Source organism: Amycolatopsis sp. cg9, from assembly GCF_041346945.1.
In the GTDB taxonomy this organism is placed as follows: domain Bacteria; phylum Actinomycetota; class Actinomycetes; order Mycobacteriales; family Pseudonocardiaceae; genus Amycolatopsis.
On the sequence record NZ_CP166850.1, the window covers coordinates 7,960,565 to 7,976,601 of the forward strand.

Sequence of the window (16,037 nt, forward strand, 5' to 3'; positions counted from 1 at the left end):
CCCCTCCTCTTCGGTGGCCGTTCGGCCCTTGCGACGACCACGGTGCTGCCTGACGCCACGTGAGGGTCAAGCATCACCCTTCCGCAACCGCCGTCCCGCGGCGCGCGCGGTTAGCCTGGCCGGATGATCACCGGGATCGTCGTGGGCGGCGCGATCGCCGTGCTCGCGCTGGTCACGGCGGTCGTGCTGGTGCGGCGCCGGCCTCGAGCCCGGTTCGTCGCCGGTGCCGTGCCCGGCGAGCCGATCGCCGCTGTGCGGCGCGGCACACTGCTGGCGAAGATCGACGAGACGTACCGGGACGGCCGGTTCTGCGTCCTGCTCGGCCGCGGCGGTGCGGGCAAGACGCACCTCGCCGCCGCCTACGTCCGGGCCGGCCGCTCCCCCGTGGTCTGGGTGGCCGCCGAAGACCCGGCGGCTCCCGCGCGCGCCTTCGCCGCACTGGCCCGGGGTTCCGACACCGAAGCGGCCGCCCGCGAGGGCCTGGCGTGGCTCGACGGCCTGGACGACGCCCTCGTCGTCTTCGACGGCGCGACCGACCCGGACGCGCTCAACCGCTGGCTGCCGGCGCGTGCCCGCGTGCTCGTGACGACGACGGTGCCGGACTTCGAGGTCCTCGGCCCCACGCTCCCGGTGCCGGCGTTCACCGAGTCCGAGGCCGTCCACTTCCTGCGTGCCCGCTCGGGCCGGGACGTCCCCCTGGCCGGCGTAGCGCGGGACCTCGGCGGCCTGCCGCTGGCGCTCGCCCAGGCGGGCGGGGTGCTCCGGAGCGGGGGCACCCTCGACCGGCTTCCGCGCACCCCGCCGCTGGAACGGGACCCGGGCGAAGACCACTCGCCCTGCGTCGAGGACACGACGATCGCGGCGTTGCGAGCGGTGACGGCCCGGGACGGCCGAGCTTCGGCGGTCGCCGAACTCCTCGCCGTGCTGGGCCCGCCGGGTGTCCGGCTCGCGCTGGTCCACCGGGTGGGCCCGGACCCGGTGGCGGTGGACGCGGCGCTGGCCGGTCTCGCCGCGGCGTCCCTCACGGAGCTCGATCTGGCCGGCGAGGTGGTGACGATGCACCGCTTGACCCGGCGCGCGGTCCTCGGCCTGCTGCACACCGAGGACCGGCTGGCCGCCGCCCTGGACCGGGCGTTCGCCGTGGTGGACGGGGAGGACACCGGGGACCTCGCCGGCCACGCCGCCGCGTTGTGGCGGCACTTCCGGGCCCTGCCGTCGGCGGAGGCGAGCCCGCGGCTCGGGCCGGTCCTGCGGCTGCGGCGCCGTTCGGTGGACCTGCTCGTGGCCGAGGGCGCGCGCGGCCAAGCCCGTGCGCTCGGCGTGGAGGTGCTGGCCGACCACGAGGCTTACCTGCCCACCGGTCACGCCGACACGGCGCTGGCCGCACAGTCGCTACGCCGGGCGGAGGACGGTTCCACGGACCGAGCGGGTCAGGGGCGCCACCGGCGCGGGTAGCCGAAAGCGCCCCAATGTGGTGTTCGGTGCGTCAGACGCACCCAACGCCACATTGGGGCGCTGGGGCCGTGGCGCTCAGCGGCGGCGGGTGCGCAGGTAGTCCCCCACCACCGCCGCGCCGAGGCCGTCCAGGTCCGGGGCCACCACGCGGCCGCCCGAGCGGCGGGCGATCAGGTCCACGAACGCCGTCAACCTCGGGTCGTCACCGAGCCGGAACACCGAAATCGACGCGCCGAGCTTCGCCAGCCGGTCCACTTCGGACAGTGTCTTGTGGAGGGTCCGGTCCTGGGGCGGGTAGTCGAAGACCGCCTCGCCGTCCGGTTCCAGGTGCGCGGTCGGCTCGCCGTCGGTGACCATCAGGACCACCGGTTGCGCGTCCGGGTGGCGCCGGAGGTGCCGGCCGGCCAGCAGCAGCCCGTGGTGGGCGTTCGTGCCCTGCTCCCACGCGCTCTCCAGCCCGATCAGCTCCGGCAGCTCCACCGGCATCGCGTAGCGGCCGAACGTGATCAGCTGCAGCGCGTCGTTGCGGAAGCGCGTGCTGATCAGCTGGTGCAGGGCCAGCGCGGTGCGCTTCATGGGCAGCCAGCGGCCTTCCTGCACCATCGACCACGACGTGTCGACCAGCAGCGCGACCGCCGCCCGGGAGCGGTGTTCGGTCTCGACCACCTCGACGTCCTCGACGTCCAGCCGGACCTGCCGCTCGCCCACCGACACCGAGCGCAGCACGGCGTTGCGGATCGTGCGGGGCACGTCCCAGGGCTGCATGTCCCCGAACCGCCACGGCCTCGACGCGCCGGTCGGTTCGCCGGCCGCGCCCGCCGATTCGGTCTCGCGGTCGCCGGTCTTGCCGCGCAACGCGTTCACGACGTCGGACAGCGCCGTCTCGCCGAGGCGCCGCAACGCCTTGGGCGACAACCGGAGCGTGCCGTCGGCGGCCCGTTCGAACAGGCCCTGGCGGCGCAGCTCGCGCTCCAGTTCGGACAGCCGCCGGGCGTCGACCCCGGCGTCCTTGCCGAGCTGGCGTTCGAGCGCCTCCAGGTCGATGTCGTCCAGGCTCGCGCCCGGGTAGGACTGGCCCAGCTGCTCGGCCAGCGCGTCCAGCTCCGCCAGGTCGGCCATCGCCTGCGCGCCTTCGCCCATGCCGAGCGGGTTCTTGCCGCGGAAGCGTTCCGAGCCCGTCCAGTCCTCGCCCGGCCGCGCCGCCCGCAGCTGAGCGTCCAATTGGGACAGCTGCTGCGCGAGCCGCGGGTCGCCGAACGCCTGCTGGGTCAGCTCGGCGAGTTCGGCGCGCTGCTCGGCCGACATCGAGTTCAGCATCCGCTGCGCGGCCGCCGACCGCTCCGCGAGCGCGTCGATCAGCTCTTCGACGGTCCGCGGGTTCTCCGGGAAGAACTCGCCGTGCTTCGCCATGAAGTCTTCGAAGCGCTGCTGGACGTCGTCCGCGCCCTGGGCGTGCGCGGCGAGCAGGTCGTTGAGGTCGGCGAGCATCTCGTTGATCCGCTCGACGTCCTCGGGCCCGGCGTTCTGCAAGGCCTGCTTCATGCCCTGGAACCGCGACTCCATCAGCTCCTGGCCGAGCAGGTCGCGGATCTTCCGGTAGTTGTCCCGGCCCGTTTCGGAGCGCCAGTCGTAGTTCGCCAGCTCGTTGACCGCCGCCGCGGTGCCCGGCGGGAGCGCGTCCAGCTGGGCCTCGCGGAAGCGGGCGTCGTCGTCCGGGTCCGGGAACAGGTCCCGCCGTTCGGCGTCGAGGGCCTCCTGCAGCAGGCGCTGGACCTCCTGCAGGGTGCCGTTCAGGTTGTTGCGGCGCTGGATCTGCGACCGGCGCTGCCACAGCCGCCGGGTCAGCTCGTCCAGGCCCGACGTGCGCTCGGTGCCCCGGCGCAGCAGCTCCTCCAGCGCGCCGCGCGGCGACGCCCCGGCCATCACGTCCCGGCCGATTTCGTCGAGCGCGTCGCGCAGGTCGGCCGGCGGCGCGAGGGGGTCCGGCCCGTCGTGCCACGGGCCGTAGGAGTAGCCGTCGGGAAGCGGGACCGCGGTCATCGGCCGTAGACGGTCGTCGCGTCGTCGGAGTCCTTGGCCAGCCGCCGAGCCAGGAACAGCGATTCGAGGGCCAGTTCGACCGCCGCCGCGATCCGCCCGGCCGGCTCGTCCGCGGCCACCCCGGCCCGCTGCGCGACCTCGTGCAGCACCGGCAGTTCCGGCAGCGCCGCGAGGACGTCCGCCGCCGGGACGCGCTCGCCGGTGGCGACCAGGTGGCCCGCTTCGACGGCGTCGGCCAGCGGGCGCAGGTCGAGACCGGCGAACCGGCCGCGTGCGGTCTCCGCGACCGCCCGGCGCATCAGGTGCACGAGGTGCTCGATCTCGCGCCCCTCTTCGCCGGGTTCGAACTCGATCTTGCCCCGCAGCACGGACGGGACGGCGTCGAGGTCGACCGGCCGCGCCACGGCGAGCTCTTCGCCGGTCAGCGCCGCGCGCCGCAGGGCCGCGGCCGCCACGGTCTCCGCCGCGGCGACGGCGAACCGGGCCGAAACCCCGGAGCGCTGGTCGATGACCGTGGATTCCCGGAGGTTCCGGACGAACCGGGCCAGCACCTCCAGGAGCGGCTCGCCGACCTCGGCGACGAGGTCGGCCTCCTGCCGGACGACCGCCACCTCCGACTCGACGTCGAGGGGGTAGTGCGTGCGGATCTCGGCCCCGAAGCGGTCCTTGAGCGGGGTGATGATCCGGCCGCGGTTGGTGTAGTCCTCGGGGTTCGCGGTGGCGACGAGCAGGACGTCCAGCGGCAGCCGCAGCGTGTAGCCGCGGACCTGGATGTCGCGCTCCTCCATCACGTTGAGCAGCGCGACCTGGATGCGCTCGGCGAGGTCGGGCAGCTCGTTGATGGCGACGATGCCGCGGTGCGCGCGCGGGACCAGGCCGAAGTGGATGGTCTCGGGGTCGCCGAGGCTGCGGCCTTCGGCGACCTTCACCGGGTCGACGTCGCCGATCAGGTCGCCGACCGAGGTGTCCGGCGTGGCGAGCTTCTCGGTGTAGCGCTCCGAGCGGTGGCGCCAGGCCACCGGCAGCTCGTCACCGAGCTCGGCGGCGCGGCGGATCGACGCGGGCGTGATCGGCTGGAGCGGGTGTTCGCCCAGCTCCGAGCCCTCGATGACGGGGGTCCACTCGTCGAGCAGGCCGGCGAGGGTGCGCAGCAGGCGGGTCTTGCCCTGGCCGCGTTCGCCGAGCAGGACGACGTCGTGGCCGGCCAGCAGCGCGCGTTCGAGCTGCGGCAGCACGGTGCGCGAGAACCCGACGATGCCGGGCCACGCGTCTTCGCCGTTCTTGAGGGCGGTCAGCAGGTTGTCGTGGATCTCTCGCGCGATGGGCCGCGGCTCGTACCCGGCCGCGCGCAGGGCCCCGGCGGTGCGGGGAAGAGCGTCTGGAACAGCGTTCACCCGCTCGACGCTACTGCCGGATCGGCGGGGCGTCGATGTGGAGCGACTCCAGCGTGGGCGCGCTCCCGACGCGCGGGACGGCCCGGTAAAATAGGGCGTCGTGTGCCGTCCCAGTGCGACTTTCGCGGTGTGGTCCAGCGCGTGGCTGAACGGAGCCGCCGCTTCCGACGATGTGCTCGACGCCCTGCTCGCGTGGGGTGAAGCCCACGACGTCGTGGCCGCCGACGCGGCCGCCGCGGAGGCGTTCGCGCTGCCGCTGGCCTTCAACCGGGCGGCCACCCCCGTCCAGCTGCTGATGGCGCTGCGTTCGCAGGGAGCGAAATCCCTCCAGCTGGTCCTGCCGGTCCCGGGCGACGTCCGCGGCCTCGGCGGTGGCGGCCCGTTCACCGAGGCGGCCTTGCGCGCCGGCGACGCGGTGGTGCTCGCGGACCCCGGCTTCGGCCTGGTGCCGGAGCCGATCGCCGAAGGCCTGGTCCGGTGGACCGTCTACTCGCTGTCGTCGCCCGCCCGGCCGGAGTACGTCGGCCTGGCCGAGGCCGAGCACGGGCTCACCGACGCGATCCGCGCGAGCGCGGGTGCCCTCCAGGCGGCGGACGTCGCCTCGGACCGGCCGGGCGTGCGCGCGGAGCTTTCCGCGCACCTGCGCTCCCGCCCGGACGTCGACTGGCCGGCCGGGACGCCCGGGCGCGCCCTGCGGGTGCTGCAGCGAGCCGAAGAGATCGCGGCGATCCTGGTGGTCGCGTCGTCGGACGACCCGGGCGGCGCGCTGTCGGCCTCGGCGACGACGTTGCGGGCACAGGCGTTGCGGCCGTTGTCGGACGCGGTGAGGACGGCTCGCTGTGCCGCGGTCAACGAAGCGGTGCGGGTCTTCGCGGAACAGACGGCGCGCGAAGGCTGACGGTCATCGAAATCCGCCCCGCCCGGCCCGCCGAGCTCGCCGCCGTCGCCCGGCTGCGGTGGCGCTGGGTGGCCGAACAGGACGGCCTGCCCGCCGGCGGCCGGGACGCGTTCGTGCGCGATTTCGCCGCCTGGGCGCGGGAGCACGCGGAGACCCACCGGTGCCTGATCGCGGTGCGGGACGGCGAAGTGATCGGGATGGCGTTCCTCGCGGTCACCGCGCGCGTGCCGACGCCGACGGCCGTTTCCCGCGCCGCCGGCGACGTCCAGTCCGTTTACGTGGTGCCGGAGGCGCGCGACAGCGGGGTCGGCGGCCGGCTGATCGACGCGACGCTCGCCCTGGCCGCGGAACTCGGCCTGGAGCGGGTCACCGTGCATTCGTCGACGCGCGCGATCCCGGCCTACGAACGGCACGGGTTCGCGCGCTCACCCCACCTGCTGCAGGCCCGCCTCAGCGAGCCGGGCGCTTCGCCGGTTCGCAACAACCGATCGCGCACGGCGCCCCGTTGACCGTGCACCCCGCCGACGGAAACGACGACAACTTGCGCGGCTCCGCCCCGTGCGTGTGCTCACGGACCAGCTCCACCACCAGCTCCGCGAACCGCGGATCGCTGCCCGCCGTCGCCGCCCGAGCGAACGCCATACCATGCTCCGCCGCACGCTCCGCCGCTTCGTTGTCCAGGTCCCAGATCACCTCGAGGTGATCCGAGACAAACCCGATCGGCGAAACCACCACCCCGCTCACCCCCCGGGCGTGCAACGCGTCGATGTGATCGACGATGTCCGGCTCCAGCCACGGCACCTGCGGCGGCCCCGACCGCGACTGCCACACCACGTCGTACTCGACGACCCCCGCCTCCGCCGCCACCAACCGCGCCGCCTCCGCGACCTGACGGGAGTACCGGTGACCACCTTCCCCAGGCGGCCCGGACGCCTTGTCCGCACTGTCAGGCACCGAGTGCGCGGTGAACACCGTGCGGACACCCCGAACGTCACCCAGTGACGCGTGCGCCGCGCGCACCCCGTCCGCGACCGCCGACACGAACAGCGGATGATCGAAGAACTGCCGCAGCTTCACCAGCTCAGGCGCCCCCGCACCGACCGCCGCACGGGCACGCTCGATGTCCTCGTCGTACTGCCGGCACGCCGAATACCCGCCGTACGCGCTCGTCGGGAACACCAGGACCCGCTTCGCACCCGCCGCCGTCAGCTCGGCGAGGGTGTCCTCGACCATCGGGTGCCAATTGCGGTTGCCGAAGTGCACCGGAAGGTCGATTCCCTCAGCCGACAGCCGCTTTTCGACCGCGGCCATCGCATCGCGGTTCAGCTCGTTGATCGGCGAGACACCACCGAAGTGCTGGTAGTGCTCGGCCACCTCGAGCAGCCGCTCCCGCGGCACACCCCGGCCCCTGGTCACGTTCTCGAGGAACGGCATGACCTCCTCGGGCCCCTCCGGACCACCGAACGAAAGCCACAGCAACGCGTCGTATCCCACCCCGTCATCTTGCCGATGTGGCGGCCCGCACGCTGACCCGGCCCGGTTGTGAATCGTTCAGTCCAAAACTCTGGTACAGTACGCCCATGGCCAGGCCACGGGAGTTCGACGAAACCGCCGCCGTCGAGAAGGCGATGCACGCCTTCTGGGAACACGGCTACGAGGCGACGTCGACGCAGGACCTCTGCGCGGCCACCGGGCTCGGGCGCAGCAGCGTCTACAACACCTTCACCAGCAAGCGAGCCCTGTTCCAGCGTTCGCTCACGCACTACACCAGCACCCAGCTCGGCAAGCGCCAAGCCATCCTCGACGGCCCGGGCACCGCGGCCGAGCGGCTCGCCGCGGTCCTCGACCAGGCCATCGAGGACGACCTCGAACCACGCCGCCGCGGCTGCTTCGTCGTCAACACGCTGGCGGAACTCGGCGTCCCGGACGACGAAGTGGGCGCCGCGCTGCGGAACGACACCGACCGGAACCTGGCCATGTTCGCCGAGTGCGTCCGGGAAGGCGTGCTCGACGGCAGCCTCCGGGACGGCCTCGATCCCGCCGCGGTGGCGGAGTTCCTGCTCGGCACCACCTCGGGCCTGCGCGTGATGGCCCGCCGGGGCACGAGCCGTGACAGCATGCACGCCGTCGCCGACATCGCGCTTTCGGCGATCGTCGCCGGCTGACGACCCACGCCGGGGCAGCCGCCTGCGCTGTCCCGGTTTTGAACTGACCGATACACAACCAAGGAGGATCCCGTGCCCCTGGCCGTCTTCGTCCTCGGGCTCAGCGTGTTCGCGCTGGGCACGTCCGAGTTCATGATCACCGGCCTGCTCCCCGGGATGGCCGCCGACCTGCACGTGAGCATTCCCGACGCCGGGCTGCTGATCTCGGCGTTCGCCGTCGGCATGGTCGTCGGCGCGCCGCTGCTGGCGATCGGCACCCTCCGGCTCCCCCGCCGCCGGACGCTGCTGGCGCTGCTCGGGGTCTTCACCGCGGCGCACGTCGTCGGCGCCCTGGCGGACGGGTACGCCGTCCTCTTCGCGACGCGGGTGATCGCCGCCTTCGCCTGCGCCGGGTTCTGGGCCGTCGCGCTGGCGACGACGATCGCGCTCGTGCCGGTCGAGCGGCGCGGGCGCGCGATGGCGGTGCTGGTCGGCGGGCTGACCGTCGCCAACATCGCCGGGGTGCCCGCCGGTACGTTCCTCGGCCAGCACGCGGGCTGGCGGACGGCGTTCTGGGCGGTGGCGGCGGTGACCCTGCTCGCGGTGGCCGGGGTGGCGCTGCTGGTGCCGGAGACGACCGGCGGCGCGGTGGGCGTCCGCCGTGAGCTGCGGCTGTACCGCCGGGGCCGGGTCTGGCTCGCGCTCGGCGTGATCGCCCTGTGCCAGGCCATGATCTTCGCGGCGTTCAGCTACCTGGCGCCGTTGCTGACCGAGACCGACGGCCTGCCCGGCGAGTGGGTGCCCGGTGTCCTGGCGCTGTTCGGCGTCGGCGCGCTGATCGGGATCAGCGCGGGCGGACGGCTGGCCGACCGGCGGCCGTTCGCCACGCTCTACGGCTGCCTCGCCCTCGCGCTGGCCGCGTTGCTCGTGCTCGCCCTCACCACCGACGCGCTGGTCGCCGTCGTGGCCGTGCTCGCCTTCGGCGTGGCCGGGTTCGGCGCCAACCCGGCACTGAACCTGCGCGCCTACCAGGCCGCCGGGGACGCGCCGACGCTCGTCGGCGCCAGCACGACGGCGGCGTTCAACGTGGGCAACACCGTCGGCCCGTGGCTGGGCGGCGTCGCGATCGACGCCGGGCTCGGCTTCCCGAGCGTCGCCTGGACCGGCCTGCTGCTCGGCGCGGGAACCCTGGTCGCGCTCACGGCCGCGGCCGTCGTCCAGCGGAACGACGACCGCGAGCCGGTCGCGGTGTGAGGCTCAGACGCCGAGGAAGTGCACCCCGCCGTCGACCATGATCATCGAACCGGTCGTGGCGGGCAGCCAGTCCGACAGCACCGCGCAGACGCTCTTCGCGACCGGGTCCGGGTCCGTGCTGTCCCAGCCGAGCGGCGCGCGCTCGCCCCAGCCGTCCTCCAGGTCCACGAAGCCCGGGATGGACTTGGCCGCCATCGTCTTCATCGGCCCCGCGCTGACCAGGTTGACGCGGATGCCCTGCGGCCCCAGTTCCTTGGCCAGGTACCGGTTGACCGACTCGAGCCCGGCCTTCGCGACGCCCATCCAGTTGTAGACCGGCCACGCGACGCGCGCGTCGAAGTCCATGCCGACGTACGACGCGCCGCGCCCCATCAGCGGCAGGCACGCCTTCGCCAGCGACATGTACGAGTACGTCGAGATCTCGATCGCGGTCTTGACGTCCTCGGCCGGCGCGTCCAGGAACGGCGCGCCGAGGCAGGTCTGCGGGGCGAAGCCGATCGAGTGCAGCACGCCGTCGAGGCCGTCGACGTGCTCGCGGACCTTGTCGGCGAGCCCGTCGAGGTGCTCCTGGTTGGTGACGTCCAGCTCGATCACGGGCGCCTCTTCCGGCAGCCGCTTCGCGATGCGCTCGACGAGCGACATGCGGCCGAAACCGGTCAGCACCACCTTCGCGCCCTCCTGCTGCGCGATCTTGGCCGCGTGGAAGGCGAGCGAGGCGTCGGTGATGATGCCGGTGATCAGCAGGCGCTTGCCTTCGAGCAGTCCGGGCACGGGTCCTCCAAGTCTGGTACGGGGTAAGGGTTTCAGTGGCCGAGGCCGAGGCCGCCGTCGACGGGCAGCACGGCCCCGTTGACGTAGCCGGCCTCTTCGGAAGCCAGGTACCGCACGGCGGCGGCGATCTCCGACGGCTCGGCGTACCGGCCGGACGGCACCTGCGCGAGGATCTCCTTCTTGCGGTCTTCGGGCAGCTCGTCGGTCATGTCGGTGTGCACGAAGCCGGGCGCGATGACGTTCGAGGTGATGTTGCGCGAGCCGAGCTCCCGGGCCAGCGACCGAGCGAACCCGACCAGGCCGGCCTTGCTCGCCGCGTAGTTCGCCTGCCCCGCCGAGCCGGAGAGGCCGACCACCGAGGAGATGAAGACGAACCGGCCCCACTTGCCGCGCAGCATCCCGCGCGAGGCCCGTTTCGCGACCCGGTAGGCGCCGGTCAGGTTGGCGTTGATGACGCGCTCGAACTGCTCGTCGCTCATCCGCATCAGCAGCGTGTCGTCGGTCAGCCCGGCGTTGGACACCAGCACCTCGACCGGCCCCTGGTGCTCCTCGACGAGCTTGAACGCGGCGTCGACCTGCTCGGTGTCGGTGACGTCCGCCTGCACCCCGAACAGCCCTTCGGGCGCCCCCGAACCACGGTGCGTGACGGCGACCTGGTGCCCCTGCTCCGCGAGGTCCCGGGCGATCGCCAACCCGATGCCCCGGTTGCCCCCGGTGACCAAGACCGACCGTCCCACAGTGTTCTCCCTCTTCGTCGACCGTGCGCTGATGTCGGGCACGAGGCTATCGGCAGCGCCCGCGGGTCGCGCAGGGTGTCCGCAGCTCACCGGGGGTCGGACCGGGCGCGGGTGCACGTTGCCCGGCGGGAGCGTAAGAGGACGGTGAAAGTACCCGCCGGTAGATGAACGGAGCGTGACAGGGAGGGCCATTCGGCGGGTGGCAGGACCGGGGATGCGTTCTTGCTCTCACTTTGGCCGGGGTGCGACGCAGGCCACAGAGCGTCACCGGGATGGCTCATCTTCACGGCCTTGTCCACCTGGCTGGTCAAGCAGGACGATCGATCGATGGCCGAGCGCACGAGCGGGAACCACGGACACGACGCGGTCGACGACCGGATCCGGCGCAACGCCCGGTCCCGGCTCACCCGCGAGGCGCGGGAAGGCAACCGCGGGGCGTTCCTCGCCGACGCGGCGGCCGGCGGCTTCCGGCCATCGGCCGCCGTCGAGGTCCGCTTCGAGCCGGCCGACGCGCGGCCGGCCGGCCGGCTCGCCATCGCGGAAGGGGCCGAAGTCACCGTCCGGGACCGCGTGCTGCGAGCCGATGGCCGGGTGGTCCAGCTCTCGGTGTCGCGCCTCCCCGCGAGCTGACCCGGCACACCGCGATCGAGGACGCCGACGCCGGGCCCGGCGGCAGGTACGCGCGCCTGGAAGAAGCCGGCCGCACGATCGGCTCGTTCGCCGAGAGCGTCGGCGCGCGGCTGCCGACGCCTGCCGAGGCGGAGCGGCTCGGCCTGGACCTCGGCGCACCGGTCATCACGGTCACTCGCGTCGCGTACGCCGACGACGGCTCGGCGCTCGAAATGAACGACCTGGTGCTCGCCGCCGACCACTACGAACTGCGGTACGAGTGGCCCGCCGGCTGATTCCGCGACCGTCCTAAGCGCACGTTAGGAACTGCCCGCCGACCTTGCTGCTCACCCACCCCTTCGTCACCGTGAGTCGCAACACAGGAGGTCGACGATGACAACCCGGATCAGCCCCACCGCCGGCGGGGCCGTGAGCGAGAAGCGCGTGATCGGCAACGTGCTGCGCGGCTCCATCGGCAATCTGGTCGAGTGGTACGACTGGTACGCCTACGCCGCGTTCACCACGTACTTCGCCAAATCCTTCTTCCCCACGACCGACACCACGGCCGCGTTCCTCGGGACCGCCGCCGTGTTCGCCGTCGGGTTCCTCATGCGGCCGCTCGGGGGGTGGATGCTCGGGCGGTTCGCGGACAAGTTCGGGCGGCGCAGTGCGCTCGTGCTCTCGGTGACCCTCATGGCCGGTGGCTCGCTGCTCATCGCCGTCACGCCGAGCTATCACACGATCGGGATCGCCGCGCCGATCCTGCTGCTCGTCGCGCGGCTGATCCAGGGCCTGTCGGTCGGGGGCGAGTACTCCACCTCCGCGACCTACCTGTCCGAAGTGGCCACTCCCGGCAAGCGCGGCTTCTACTCGAGCTTCCAGTACGTGACGCTCTACGGCGGCCAGCTGCTCGCCCTCGGCCTCCAGCTGATCCTGCAGGCGATCCTCACCGAGCAGCAGCTGACGTCGTGGGGCTGGCGGATCGCGTTCGGCGTCGGCACGGTCGCCGCGCTCAGCGTGATGTGGCTGCGCCGCGGCATGGACGAATCCGAGAGCTACACGCGCGAAGCCGGCGAAGGCAAGGGCAGCGAGCGCGGGACCCTGCGCACCCTCGCCAAGTACCCCAAGGAGATCGCGCTCGTCGTCGGCCTGACCCTAGGCGGCACCGTCGGCTTCTACACCTTCGCCACCTACAGCCAGAAGTTCCTCGAGAACACCGCGCACATCCCGCGGCGGCAGGTCACCATCGTGCTGTTCTGCGCGATCCTCGTCGCCGCGATCCTGCAGCCGCTGGCCGGCAGGCTGTCCGACCGGATCGGGCGCCGCCCGCTGCTGCTGTTCTTCGGCATCGGTGGCACGTTGCTCACCGTCCCGATCATGACCGTGATGGGGTCGACCCGGAACCCCGTCGGCGCGTTCTTCCTCGTGCTGGCCGGGCTGGTGATCGTCGCCGGGTACACCTCGATCAACGCGATCGTGAAGGCCGAGCTGTTCCCGACGAAGATCCGCGCGCTCGGCGTCGGCCTGCCCTACGCGCTGACCGTCGCGATCTTCGGCGGCACCGCCGAGCTCATCGCGCAGGCGCTGAAGAGCGCGGGCCACGAGACGGTGTTCTTCTGGTACGTCGCGGGCTGCGTCCTGGTCTCCCTGATCGTCTACGGCACAATGCGGGAAACCTCGAAGACCTCCGAGCTCGAAGAGCGCTGACAAGGGGATGACCGTGCGCGTGCTCCTCGTCGAAGACGACGCGGGTGTCGCCGGCGCGCTCGCCGAGTCGCTGCACGCGCGCGGTCATCCCGTCACCAGCGTCGGCCGGGGCGCCGACGCCCTGCACCGCCACCGCGACGCCGATCTCGTGCTCCTCGATCTCGGGCTGCCCGACCTCGACGGGCTCGACGTCCTCCGCAAGATCCGCGCGGTGTCGCCGGTTCCGGTCATCGTCCTGACGGCCCGCGGCGACGAGCGGTCGGTCGTGCGCGGCCTGCGCCTGGGCGCCGACGACTACCTCACCAAGCCCGTCCGGCTCGCCGAGCTGCTGGCCCGGATGGACGCCGTCGTGCGGCGCGCGGTCGCCCGGGACACCCCGGCCGGGGAGGTCGTGCGCGTCGAGGACGTCGAGATCGACCTCGGTGCCCGCCGGGTGCTCGTCGGCGGGCACGACATCGGGCTCACCACCAAGGAGTTCGAGATCCTGGCCGTGCTCGCCGCCCGCCCGGGCACCGCGGTCAGCCGCCAGCAGCTCATGGACGAGGTCTGGGGCGACGCCTACCTCGCGGTTTCGCGCTCGCTCGACGTCCACCTGACCGGGCTGCGCGCGAAGCTGGACCGGCCGGGCCTGCTCACCACCATCCGCGGCTTCGGCTACCGGCTCGGCCGGGACTGACGCCGTGCGCGCCCGGCTGCTGGTGGTCCTGGTGGCCCTCGCGCTCGCGGTGGTCGCCGCGTTCGCCGTGCCGCTGCTGACCGCCACCGCCGACCAGCGCACCCAGCAGCTGGTCATCTCCCGCACCGCCGACGTCGACCGGTTCGTCGTGCTGGCCCAGCAGGCCGTCGACACCCGCGACCCGGCAGCCCTCGCGGCGGACGCCGCCCGTTACGCCGACCTCTACGGCGAAGGCGTGGTGATCGTCGACGCCCGGCGCGTCCCGCTGGTGCAGGCGGGCGGGCTGACCGCGGCCGACCCGGCGGTGCACGCGCTGGTGGAGGCGACCATGCGCAACGAACCGGCGCCGCGCGTCGACGGCCTTTCCCCGTGGTCGGCCGAACCGGCCTACTTCGCCCGCCCGGTCGGCACCGGTACCCGGGTCTCCGGCGTGGTCGTGCTGCGCGCGTCGGTGACGGCGGCGGCCGCGGACGTCGCCACCCGCTGGGGCACCATCGGCGCCGGGGCGCTGCTGGTCGCGGTGGTGTTCGTGCTGCTGGCGGTGGTGCTCGCCCGGTGGATGGTGCGGCCGCTGCACGAGCTGGAGACCGGCGTGCTCGCCGTCGCCGCCGGGCACCGCGCGCACGTACCGGAGAAGGCCGGCCCACGTGAGCTGCGGTCGCTCGCCGCCGAGGTCAACCGGATGTCCGAAGCGGTCCTCGAAGCCGCCGACCAGCAGCACCGGCTGGTCGCCGACGCCTCGCACCAGCTGCGGAACCCGATGGCCGCGCTGCGGCTGCGCGTCGACTCGCTGGCCCACCAGGTCGACGGCGACGGCGCCACCTACCGGGCCACCGTCGCCGAAGTCGAACGCCTCGAGAAGCTCCTCGACGGGCTGCTGGCCCTCGCGCTCGCCGAGAGCACCGCGACCCGGGTCGCGGCCGGGGGCGCGGACGAGGCGTGCGACCTCGCGTCCGTGCTCGCCGAGCGCGTCGACGCCTGGCGCCCGGCCGCCGAGGACGCCGGTTCGGCCCTCGTGCCCCCGCCGGGCCACGACGAGCCGGTCACCGTCCGCTGCCCGGAAGGCGAGCTCGCGCAGATCCTCGACGTGCTGCTCGACAACGCCGTCCACTACGCCGGCCGCGGCGCGAAGATCACGACGGACTGGGAAGCCGGTGCGGAGACCGCGACCCTCGTCGTCCGCGACGACGGCCCCGGACTGTCCACTGAGGACCGCGCACGGGCCACCGAACGGTTCTGGCGCGCCGGCGGCGAAGGCGCCCCGCGCGGCACCGGCCTCGGGCTGGCCATCGCGCACCAGCAGGTGCGCACCCGCGGCGGGGTACTGGAACTGCGCCAGGCGCTCCCCCACGGCCTGGAAGCCCGCGTCACGCTGCCGCTGCAGGAGGGGCCATGACCACCACGCGGCGCACCGCCCTGCTCGGCGGCCTCGGGCTCGCACTGGCCGGGTGTTCGACGGCCGGGTACCGCGGCGCGGAGCGGACGGTCACCATCGCGGCCGGCGAGCGCGGCGGGTTCTACCTCGCCTTCGCCGAACTCCTCGCGGCCGAGCTCAGCCGCGCGGAACCGCTGCTGCACGCCACCGCGGTGCCGACCGAAGCGAGCGTCGCCAACGTCGACCTCGTCCGCCGCGGGCAAGCCGACCTCGGCCTGGCGCTCACCGACGTCGCCCAGACGGCGATGAACGGCGGCCCGCCGTTCGACGCGAAGGTGCCGCTGCTCGCGCTCGGCCGGGTCTACGAGAACTACCTGCAGCTCGTCGTGCGCGCCGACGGGCCGGTCCGCCGCCTGGCCGACCTCGCCGGCCGTCCGGTGTCGCTGGGCGCGGGCGGCTCCGGCGCGGCCCAGCTCGGCGAGCGCCTGTTCGCCAAGGCCGGGGTCGCGGTCGACGCCCGGCACCTGCTGTTCGACGACGCCGTCCGCGCGCTGGCCGGCCGCCGGATCGACGCCATGCTGTGGTCCGGTGGCGTGCCGACACCCAAGCTCGCCGAGCTCACCCGCACCACCCCGATCGCGCTGCTGCCCCTGGATTCGGTGGTGCCCGCGCTGCGCGCCGCGTACGGCCCGGTGTACGACCAGGTCCAGGTGCCCGACGGCGCGTACCGCGGCGTCGGCGCGCTGGGCACGATCGGCGTCGCGAACCTGCTGGTCTGCTCCCCCGCCCTGCCCGGCGACGTCGCCGCGGCGGTGGTCCGGCTGCTCGTCGAACGGGCCACCGCGCTGGTGCCCGCCGAGGCCGTCGGGACGCAGTTCCTCGACGTGCGGACGCTGATCGGCACGCAGCCGGTCCCCCTGCAGCCGGGTGCGGCGGCCGCGTACCGGGCGCTGCACGGCTGACCGCTAGATTGGGCT

General features: G+C 73.5%; 14 protein-coding genes and 1 pseudogene. 10 read left to right on the top strand and 5 right to left on the bottom strand.

Translation table 11 applies throughout. From position 1 onward, the window contains the following. Positions 1-123: 123 nt before the first annotated feature. Positions 124-1,455 carry a hypothetical protein gene (locus AB5J73_RS36955; protein WP_370963452.1) on the top strand — a complete coding sequence of 444 codons (1,332 nt, stop codon included), beginning with the start codon at positions 124-126 and terminating at the stop codon, positions 1,453-1,455. A gap of 75 nt (positions 1,456-1,530) precedes the next feature. On the opposite strand, the gene AB5J73_RS36960 is transcribed toward AB5J73_RS36955, so the two are convergent. Both AB5J73_RS36960 and AB5J73_RS36965 read right to left on the bottom strand, forming a co-directional pair. Further along, positions 1,531-3,495 (bottom strand): hypothetical protein, encoded by a 1,965-nt coding sequence (locus AB5J73_RS36960; RefSeq protein WP_370963453.1) that lies wholly within the window; start codon positions 3,493-3,495, stop codon positions 1,531-1,533. Continuing rightward, complete coding sequence (locus tag AB5J73_RS36965; RefSeq protein WP_370963454.1) at positions 3,492-4,889, bottom strand: ATP-binding protein; 1,398 nt, start codon at positions 4,887-4,889, stop codon at positions 3,492-3,494. The genes AB5J73_RS36960 and AB5J73_RS36965 overlap by 4 nt, the downstream gene beginning before the upstream one ends. Before the next feature lie 100 nt (positions 4,890-4,989). Here AB5J73_RS36965 and AB5J73_RS36970 point away from each other — a divergent pair, with 100 nt between their 5' ends. Beyond that, positions 4,990-5,787 (top strand): hypothetical protein, encoded by a 798-nt coding sequence (locus tag AB5J73_RS36970; RefSeq protein WP_370963455.1) that lies wholly within the window; start codon positions 4,990-4,992, stop codon positions 5,785-5,787. Next, on the top strand, positions 5,784-6,296 hold the full coding sequence (locus tag AB5J73_RS36975) for a GNAT family N-acetyltransferase (RefSeq protein ID WP_370973443.1): 513 nt from the start codon (positions 5,784-5,786) through the stop codon (positions 6,294-6,296). The genes AB5J73_RS36970 and AB5J73_RS36975 overlap by 4 nt, the downstream gene beginning before the upstream one ends. Here the strand turns inward: AB5J73_RS36975 and AB5J73_RS36980 are convergent. Further along, entirely contained in the window at positions 6,238-7,281 is a 1,044-nt protein-coding gene (locus AB5J73_RS36980) for a ferrochelatase (RefSeq protein ID WP_370963456.1), read from the bottom strand. The genes AB5J73_RS36975 and AB5J73_RS36980 overlap by 59 nt on opposite strands. A gap of 86 nt (positions 7,282-7,367) precedes the next feature. On the opposite strand from AB5J73_RS36980, the gene AB5J73_RS36985 reads away from it, so the two are divergent. After that, on the top strand, positions 7,368-7,952 hold the full coding sequence (locus tag AB5J73_RS36985; RefSeq protein WP_370963457.1) for a TetR/AcrR family transcriptional regulator: 585 nt from the start codon (positions 7,368-7,370) through the stop codon (positions 7,950-7,952). 72 nt (positions 7,953-8,024) lie between these two features. Further along, positions 8,025-9,185 (top strand): Cmx/CmrA family chloramphenicol efflux MFS transporter, encoded by a 1,161-nt coding sequence (locus tag AB5J73_RS36990; RefSeq protein ID WP_370963458.1) that lies wholly within the window; start codon positions 8,025-8,027, stop codon positions 9,183-9,185. Positions 9,186-9,188: 3 nt separating this feature from the next. On the opposite strand, the gene fabI is transcribed toward AB5J73_RS36990, so the two are convergent. Together fabI and fabG are read right to left on the bottom strand one after the other, a co-directional pair. Next, entirely contained in the window at positions 9,189-9,956 is a 768-nt protein-coding gene (fabI, locus tag AB5J73_RS36995) for an enoyl-ACP reductase FabI (protein ID WP_086853898.1), read from the bottom strand. Between the two features lie 32 nt (positions 9,957-9,988). Further along, positions 9,989-10,693, bottom strand: a complete 705-nt coding sequence (fabG, locus tag AB5J73_RS37000; RefSeq protein WP_370963459.1) for a 3-oxoacyl-ACP reductase FabG — start codon at positions 10,691-10,693, stop codon at positions 9,989-9,991. A gap of 378 nt (positions 10,694-11,071) precedes the next feature. Here fabG and AB5J73_RS37005 point away from each other — a divergent pair. From AB5J73_RS37005 to AB5J73_RS37025, 5 genes and pseudogenes are all read left to right on the top strand, one after another. Continuing rightward, positions 11,072-11,598: pseudogene (locus tag AB5J73_RS37005) on the top strand (GntR family transcriptional regulator); the annotation flags it as partial. Positions 11,599-11,695: 97 nt separating this feature from the next. Beyond that, complete coding sequence (locus AB5J73_RS37010; RefSeq protein ID WP_370963460.1) at positions 11,696-13,009, top strand: MFS transporter; 1,314 nt, start codon at positions 11,696-11,698, stop codon at positions 13,007-13,009. A gap of 7 nt (positions 13,010-13,016) precedes the next feature. After that, positions 13,017-13,685 carry a response regulator transcription factor gene (locus AB5J73_RS37015; protein WP_370963461.1) on the top strand — a complete coding sequence of 223 codons (669 nt, stop codon included), beginning with the start codon at positions 13,017-13,019 and terminating at the stop codon, positions 13,683-13,685. A gap of 4 nt (positions 13,686-13,689) precedes the next feature. Next, a complete protein-coding gene (locus AB5J73_RS37020; protein WP_370963462.1) occupies positions 13,690-15,081 on the top strand; it encodes a sensor histidine kinase in 1,392 nt (463 codons plus the stop codon). Further along, positions 15,078-16,022, top strand: a complete 945-nt coding sequence (locus AB5J73_RS37025) for a TAXI family TRAP transporter solute-binding subunit (protein WP_370963463.1) — start codon at positions 15,078-15,080, stop codon at positions 16,020-16,022. Before AB5J73_RS37020 ends, AB5J73_RS37025 begins: the two co-directional genes overlap by 4 nt. Positions 16,023-16,037: the final 15 nt, after the last annotated feature.